This window comes from Dolichospermum lemmermannii CS-548 (genome assembly GCF_028330815.1).
GTDB classification, from domain to species: Bacteria; Cyanobacteriota; Cyanobacteriia; order Cyanobacteriales; family Nostocaceae; genus Dolichospermum; species Dolichospermum lemmermannii.
This window is the reverse complement of sequence record NZ_JAQMTJ010000102.1, coordinates 25,698-33,952: the sequence shown is the minus strand read 5'-3', so window position 1 is coordinate 33,952 and position 8,255 is coordinate 25,698. Positions and strand designations below refer to the sequence as shown.

Below are 8,255 nucleotides of genomic sequence, written 5' to 3'. Positions count from 1 at the left end.
CATCACATTGCTACCCCCCTTTCCCCTTGTAAAGGGGGGAAACAATAAAAATCCAGTTCCCTCCCCTTTACAAGGGGAGGGTTAGGGTGGGGTAAAAAATATTTGATACATCAACCATAACTTTTCAAACACCCTCTAAAGTCTGTTCAGAAATAAGAGAATTTTCTTCAAGAAGACTTACCTTTAAAAAAGAATCTAGTGCAGAACTTAATAAAGCAAAAATAGGTAATTCCCAATCTTTAACACAAGATATAAGGCTAACAATACTAATTCTTGATGAACTATCAGAAGTTATAGTATGTCGAGATAATATTGACGCGAGAAGTAACCAAATTACATCATTGTTGACTTTTGCTGAATCTCTTTTAATAAGTTCGCGTCCCAATACTTCTAAACATATTTCTAAGTTCCAAATTTTACCACAAATAGATATTAGACTGGAGCAAATGTATATATAAATACTACATATTTTTTACGCAATTATCAGATTTTTGTATATGAAGGATTTCAGGCGTAATTAAGAGATGCAAATCAGAGTAAATGCTGATATTGTCAGGAATACACAAGCTTTCTGTATTTTTGCAGAGTGAATAATTTATCCTAATTACAAAAAATGTATTTTATGATACAGAATATTTTTTCTCATTAAATAGAGAATTAACCAGCTTTATGAAGAAATAATTCAGAAATCAGAATTTAATTCTGATTTATTATGTAATTCAAGTTGATAAATATTCCACTTAACTAAAAGCAGGAATTATCAAATAAATTTCTGTTATTGTTCTATGTTTATTTTTGATAACCATATTGAACAGACATAACAGATTTACAACCATCAACATCAGATAAAAAGCCTAACTTAATTAGAGCTTTTCTAGCAGGAAAAACAGCAATGAATAAACGTATTCGCCCCTTGTATCGCCTTCTAGCACTAGCTATAGGTTCAATGGTCTTGGCAATTTTCGCGCCCACAGTTGTCCATGCCGCAGATCCTGTGACACTAGAATCATTAGACGCAACAACCAAACAATTACAAATTTCCATTGATACTACCTGGGTACTACTCACAGGCTTTTTAGTATTCTTCATGCAGACTGGATTTTCGATGTTAGAGGCAGGTTTGCTACGCCGAAGAGGTGTAGTAAACGCCCTATTGGAAAACTTTATTGATGCCGCTGTCACCATTCTCATCTGGTGGGGTGTGGGTTTTGGCATTGCCTTTGGTACGAGTGCTGGTGGGTTTATTGGTACAGATACCTTTTTCCTGAGTCAATTACCCGTTAATGGTGCTTTTACCAATGGTGGTGTTCCCGGAATCGCTTCTGGACTCAATGCTTATACTTTGTTCTTCTTTCAGTTTGCCTTTGCTGCTACTGCCAGTACAATTACTACCGGGGCAATGGCTGGGAGAACGGACTTTATCGGTGATTTAATTTATAGTGCCATCATGGCTGCATTCAGCTATCCCGTAGTTGTACATTGGGTATGGAACTCCAGTGGCTGGTTAGCGAAAATTGGTTTTCATGACTTTGCTGGTAGTACGGTAGTTCACACCGTTGGGGGTTGGACAGCTTTAGTTGGTGCTTTTTTACTTGGGCCACGCCCTGGACGAACTCCTTGGGGGCAGATTCCTCCAGCCCATAACTTAGGTTTGGCAGCTTTGGGAACTATGATTCTCTGGTTTGGCTGGTATGGCTTTAACCCCGGTTCAACCCTTGGTACTGGTAATCCTGGCTTAATTGGTTTAATCACCCTGAATACGTCCCTGGGGGCTGGTGCTGGGGCGTTAGCGGCGATGTTTTATCAATATAGTCGTTCACGTAAATGGGATTTAGTCTATTGTCTGAATGGTTCGTTAGCTGGTTTGGTAGGTATTACCGCTGGTTGTGCTTTTATAGCACCTTGGGCGGCGGTTGTGATTGGTTTAACTGGGGGAATTTTAGTAGTTTTGGGTATTGATATTATTGAAGCGTGCAAAATTGATGATCCTGCGGGAGCATTTTCTGTTCATGGTATTAATGGCATGATGGGTACACTGGCAGTTGGTTTTTTAGGTCAACCAGAACTGACTTTGAATAAAAAAGCTGGACTGTTTTTAGGTGGTGGTTTTGATTTGCTGGGTGTGCAGATTTTGGGCGTAGTCGCAGTATCAGTTTTCACTCTTGGTTTTGCCTTTTTAATGTTTACTGGACTCAATGCTATTGGTAAGCTGCGTGTTAATCCTGAAGCTGATAAGGTGGGGATTGATAACTATGAACACGGTGCAACTGTCTGGTCTGATTTTCATGCAGTTGAGGAGCTTTTAGAGAAGGAAAAAAATAACTCCAAAAATCCTCAAGTAAGTCCGTAGGGTTTGCGAAATCAGTTGTTGGTGGGTTAGGTGCAAGCTAACCCACCCTCCGGCTAACACAAAAACACCAACCGGAAAAAAGTGATTTTATGCTGTTGACAAAAAATTTTCAGTGTGTTATCATATAATAGACGAGGAAGAACTATTTTAAATTAATAATGAAAATAGCCAGATCCCCGACTTCTTTAAGAAGTCGGGGATCTAAATTAAATTCTATTAATTTTTAGCTGCTGGTTGAGTGCCGGGAATGGTAATATCTATTGATGTTACCTTGGCTGCTAAATCAGTTAATGGTTGTTTCATAGCAGCTTGATTTCCGACTACTAAAGTCACTAAATTCTCTGGTTTCAGGTATTTCTGTGCCACCCGTTTAACATCTGCTGCTGTAGTAGCAGTAATGGCTTTTTGATAACGAAATAGGAAATCAGCGGGATAACCATAATATTCGTATCGCATTAATCTAGATAATGTTTGGCTAGGATCTTGAAAGTTGAAAACAAAGGAGTTGAGTGTAGAGTCTTTGGCTTTATTTAATTCTTGGGTTGTGATATTTGCAGTTTGTAACCGTTTAATTTCTGTTTCCAGGGATTTAATGAATTGAACTGTGGTTTCTGTACGGGTTTGTCCTCCAGCTAGGAATGTTCCGGGGTAGTCGAAACGGGGACTCCACATTCCATATACAGAGTAAGCTAATCCTTGACGCGATCGCAATTCATTAAATAAGCGTCCCCCAAAGCCATTTAATACGCCATTCATGACATCCAAAGCTGGATAATCAGGATTGTCGAATTTTCCACCCAAATGACCAATTAAAACGCTACTTTGGGTGAGTTGGGGTTGATTAACAGAAAATACACCGCCTAAATTAGCTTGTGTGACTTGTGGTAATGGGGTTTTAGCAATTTGAGTATTTGCTTTCCAATCACCAAACTTGGCTTGAATGAGCGATCGCATTTTTTGAGAATTAAAATCACCCACAATCCCTAAAATGATCTGATTGGGGTGAAAATACTGTTGATAAAATTTCAGCAAATCCTCACGGGAAATTTTATCAAGAGTTGCATACTCAACAGTTCGGGAGTAGGGACTTTCTTGCCCATAAATTAATTTTCTCAACTCTCGACTAGCAATACTATTAGGGTTATCATTGCGACGAGCAATACCACCCCGAATTTGAGTTTTATCCAAATCCAACTTTTCCTGTGCAAAAGCCGGTTCTCGTAATACCTCACTAAATAGCCCAAATGCCATTTCTAGATCTTCACTCAGGGCTTCAAAACTAGCACTACCAGCAGCTTCTCCCATATCTGTTTCCACAGACGCAGCCCGTTGTTCTAATATCTCATTTAATTGATCAGCGGAATGCTTTTTAGTGCCACCACTTCGCAATGTAGAACCCACCAAACTAGCTAAACCTGCTTTTTCGGGTTGTTCCCAACGGCTACCTGTTCTGATCAATGCTGTACCTGTTACCAATGGTAATTCATGATCTTCCATCAAATAAACTACCAAGCCATTTTTAAGTGCATACCGCTCATACTTGGGTAATTTAATTGCGGAAACGGGGGCAAATTTTAACTCATCGTAATGCTTTGCTGTTGTTGCTGCCCAAGAAAAATTCAAATTTACGAGCAAACAAGCAACAACAATCACCAATGTGAAAACAAATCTTTGTCCCTTAGAAAAGTGGAATTTTTTGCCTTTCAAATCTAACCTCAACATATCTATCTTCAAATTTGTTAGCGTAGCTTTTCTGAAAGAGGTATTTTGAATTTTGGCGTTGCATAATTGCGGTATGAGTTATGTTTCGCGCAAAGACGCAAAGGAGCAAAGCCGCAAAGTTTGAGATTTTAATGACTATCAGCAACACCTAAATTTTTACCCTGGTTGTTTGGATAACAACTTCCCAACTATGCGATTTTCTGGTGTAAATGTGGCTTGGGCGACTCTTTGAATATCTTCAGGAGTGACTGCGGCAATTTTTTCTAATTGCCCAAATAAATTGCGCCAAGAACCGGTTTTGACTTCATATTCCAACAACTGTTGTGCCATACCTGAGTTAGAATCAAGGCTGCGTAATAATCCGGCTCTTGCTTGGGTTTTTATTCTTGCTAATTCCACCGCAGATACAGGTTCTGTTTTCAATTTATCAATTTCTTGGCGTAAAGCGATCGCTACTTGATCGACTGTTTTCCCAGGAGATGTGAGAGCATAAAAGAAGATGAGATTAGGATATTTATCCCCTGGAAAGCCACTAGAACCTTGAGCATTTAGGGCTAAACTTTGTTTTTCTACCAAAGACTTAAACAGTCTTGATGTTCTGCCGTCACTCAATAAACTGCCAATTATTTCATAAACTGCATTATCAGGATCAGTAACGGCAGGACGATGATAACCTTCTAAATACCAAGGTTGAGTAGCTAATTCTAAAGTAACTTCTCTAGTGGCAGTTTGTTGGGGTTCTCCAGGTAGTTTTTGTTGGGGTTTGGGTTTAGCTGCATAACGCCCAAAATAAGTTTGTGCCAGTTTTTTGACTTCAGTGGGATTGACATCTCCCACAATTGCAATTGTTAAATTACTGGGAGCATAATAAGCATCAAAAAACTTCTTAACATTCTCTGGTGTTAAGTTGCGAATATCTTGATCATAACCAATTACTGGTCGGCGGTAAGGATGAACTTTGAAAGCAGCATCTATGAATTTTTCCACCATTTGTCCGATAGGAGAATTTTCCACTCGCAGCCGTCTTTCTTCCAAAATTACTTCTTTTTCTTGATAGAATTCCCGAAATACAGGATCTAAAAAGCGATCTGATTCTAAAGACATCCACAATTCTAATTTATTAGCCGGAAAGCTGTAAAAATAGCGAGTAGCTTCGGAGGAAGTAGTTGCATTTAAACCCACACCTCCAGCTTGTTCAACAATTTGCCCCATTTCGTTTTGTTTAACTAATTTGATGGCTTGGGATTCTACTGATTTAAATTCAGTTTCTAACCGCGCTATTTCATCTTTTTTACTATTAGCTTTTGCAGTTTTGATTTGGTTATCTAGCTGTTCTAACTTGGCTAAAAGTGGTGCTTCGGCTTTATAGTCTGTAGTCCCGATGCGTTTTGTGCCTTTAAATGCTAGATGTTCAAGAAAGTGGGCTACTCCTGTTTGTCCATCTGGTTCATCAATCCCACCGACATCAGCATAGGTGAGAAAGGAAACTACTGGGGCTTGATGTCTTTCTAAAACGATGAATTTCAGTCCATTATCCAGGCGAAATTCTGTGAGACGATTAATTACTTGTTCTAGATAAGGTTGAATGGAACTTTGGGATTTTTGCAGGGCTAAAGCTGTTTCTGGGATCAATCCTCCACTAAATACCATTAATGCCAAAGTGGTGGCTAATAGCCGCCGGAATGGGGAATTTTTAACGTTACCCATGAAGAAATTTAAAATTGTCTGGTGCATAAGCAAAAGTTAAAGTAAATTTACATTACTTGAGAAATAGACTACTTAACAAAAAGAGAGTTATCTTCCATTAAGCTTTTTGTATTTTTAGCATTTGATGTTGCACAATAGGGCTACGAATCTTGTTTTAAATATATCAAAATAACTACTATGCGGATTTTTAGTTCTCCTCCATCATCAGAAATGCAGACGCGTACACGCATTTTGCAAGCAGCACAACGATTGTTTGCAGCCAAAGGGTTCGAGGGAACTACAACCCGTGATTTAGCACAAACCGCAGGGGTAGCTGAAGGAACTCTCTTTCGTCATTTTGCCAATAAAAAAGCAATTTTGGTGGAAGTAGCTACTAGCGGCTGGGTAGATATTCTCACAGATTTGCTGACAGAACTCAGCGAAATGGGTAGCTATAAGGCGATCGATCAAGTTATGCGCCGGCGGATGTGGAATTTACAAAAAAACGCCGATATCATGCGCGTTTGCTTTATGGAAGTGCAATTTCATCCAGATTTGCGCGATCGCATTCAAACAGAAGTTATTGATAAAATGACAGATGTTGCTGAAGCATTTTTTCAAACCGCAATAGATAAAGGCATCTATCGTCAGATGGATGCCAAACTTGGAGCTAAAGTTTTTTTAGGTTTATTTGCGATCGCCGGTTTCTCCGATCATACCCTCATAGAACCCAACGCCTCCCCCCAAGAAATGCAAAAAATGGCGGAGGGACTAGCGGATATTTTCCTTAACGGTGTCTTAGCAAAAGAATAGGCAGGAGGCAAGAGGCAAGAGGCAATAATAATTATTACCACTTACCACTGTACGGGCGAAGCATTTGGAGAACTATTTTTGACAATGACCGATAATTTATCTTCCAAATGCTTCGCCCCTACTGACTAATTACCCATTGCTTGCGCTTGATGACTCCACTGTTGCACCAATTCAACTGCTGGACACAAATCCCGGTTATGCAATGTTGCTACTTGCAAACGCATAACTTGTCTATGTAATCTGTGAGTCGGAGTTTGGGCTAATTGGGCTATGGAAATAACCCCAGAGTGAAGCAATATACCGCAATACTGAGTTCCTACACTGGGAACACGGGCTAAACCTGCCAAAACAACCCATTTATTCACAGAATGGATATTTACCTGTAATTTACCCGCTAATACTATTCTCTCTTCTGGAGTTTTTCCTCTATTAATTAATTCTTCTGTGGTATTAATGCCACAATTCTTTAATTGAGCTTGATCTTCTGCACTCAATCCTGGTAAATCTTTTACAGGCCAATCGGATTTTTGAAGTAAATTTCTATTAGCTGCACGGTTAATGGTCATTTTTTGAGTTTTTAGTATGGGTTAATTTATGTAAAAATTCAGTATTTACAGGGATTTCTCCTTCTGAACTCTAACATTTTTATCAAATCACCATCCCTCTTTAGGACGGTATTACTAACATTATCACCTATAAAAAATGGAAACCCCAATTTATTTACTGCTCAACTTCCTGCATTAAAGGAGGTTCACAGTCAATAATGCCCGATAAGTGTCATCTGAAATCTAAAAATTTAATTACAAATATTAACTTAATCCTTGTCTACTAAGATCCCCAACTTCTTTAAGAAGTCGGGGATCTGCGGGATCTCATATATTCTTAACCTATAGTTAATTTTCCTTGCATTACTGTTACAGCTTGTCCAGATATAAAGACGCGGTTTGCTCCAGGATAGTACACTTTGACTACTCCACCCCGACTAGAAGCTTGATAGGCTAAAAATTCATCTTTTCCCAATTTATCCCGCCAAAATGGGGCTAAACAACAATGTGCCGCACCTGTTACCGGATCTTCATTAATCCCTAAAGTGGGGGCAAAAAAGCGGGAGACAAAATCATATTCCGAGTCAGAATCAGCAATGCTAGTAACGATAATATCAGCCTTAGTGAGAGTTTTCATCTGTTGCAAATTCGGCTGCATTTCTCTGATTAATTGCTCAGATTCTACTTCTACTAAATAGCCGAGAGAATTTTGGACAACAGATTTACAATTCACTCCTAAAACTTGACTTAATTCTGGAGGTGATTCTACAGATTGAGAAAGATTCACCGGAAAATCTAACTGAATCCAATTATTTTCTAGTTTCGCTGCAAGTACACCACTTTTTGTATAAAAACGCGCTTCTTGATTTGGTAATAAATGCCCTTGTGACCATAATACATGAGCGCTGGCTAAGGTAGCGTGTCCACACAAGGGAACTTCTACCGTCGGAGTGAACCAGCGCAAATTGAAACCGTCATCTTGTTTAATTAAAAAAGCGGTTTCTGATAGATTCATTTCCTGGGCAATATTTTGCATCCATGCTTCAGATTTTGGACTATCTAAAACACATACAGCCGCAGGATTTCCTTTGAATGGAGTATTAGTGAAAGCGTCTACTTGAGTAATAATTTGGGTCATT

The 8,255-nt window shown here is 39.0% G+C and carries 6 protein-coding genes; 2 read left to right on the top strand and 4 right to left on the bottom strand.

Translation table 11 applies throughout. From position 1 onward, the window contains the following. Positions 1–892: 892 nt before the first annotated feature. Positions 893–2,350 carry an ammonium transporter gene (locus PN450_RS07115; protein WP_271835844.1) on the top strand — a complete coding sequence of 486 codons (1,458 nt, stop codon included), beginning with the start codon at positions 893–895 and terminating at the stop codon, positions 2,348–2,350. 216 nt (positions 2,351–2,566) lie between these two features. On the opposite strand, the gene PN450_RS07110 is transcribed toward PN450_RS07115, so the two are convergent. Both PN450_RS07110 and PN450_RS07105 read right to left on the bottom strand, forming a co-directional pair. Beyond that, complete coding sequence (locus PN450_RS07110; protein WP_271835843.1) at positions 2,567–4,072, bottom strand: M16 family metallopeptidase; 1,506 nt, start codon at positions 4,070–4,072, stop codon at positions 2,567–2,569. 156 nt (positions 4,073–4,228) lie between these two features. Continuing rightward, positions 4,229–5,806: a M16 family metallopeptidase gene (locus tag PN450_RS07105; protein WP_271835842.1), complete on the bottom strand. Its 1,578-nt coding sequence runs from the start codon at positions 5,804–5,806 to the stop codon at positions 4,229–4,231. A 150-nt stretch (positions 5,807–5,956) separates the two neighbouring features. On the opposite strand from PN450_RS07105, the gene PN450_RS07100 reads away from it, so the two are divergent. After that, positions 5,957–6,571 (top strand): TetR/AcrR family transcriptional regulator, encoded by a 615-nt coding sequence (locus PN450_RS07100; RefSeq protein WP_271835840.1) that lies wholly within the window; start codon positions 5,957–5,959, stop codon positions 6,569–6,571. 125 nt (positions 6,572–6,696) lie between these two features. Here PN450_RS07100 and PN450_RS07095 read toward each other — a convergent pair whose 3' ends face one another. Both PN450_RS07095 and PN450_RS07090 read right to left on the bottom strand, forming a co-directional pair. Beyond that, positions 6,697–7,137, bottom strand: coding sequence for a DUF4332 domain-containing protein (locus tag PN450_RS07095; protein WP_015080608.1), 441 nt, complete (start codon positions 7,135–7,137; stop codon positions 6,697–6,699). A 316-nt stretch (positions 7,138–7,453) separates the two neighbouring features. Further along, positions 7,454–8,254, bottom strand: coding sequence for a PhzF family phenazine biosynthesis protein (locus PN450_RS07090; RefSeq protein WP_271835846.1), 801 nt, complete (start codon positions 8,252–8,254; stop codon positions 7,454–7,456). Position 8,255 lies beyond the last annotated feature (1 nt).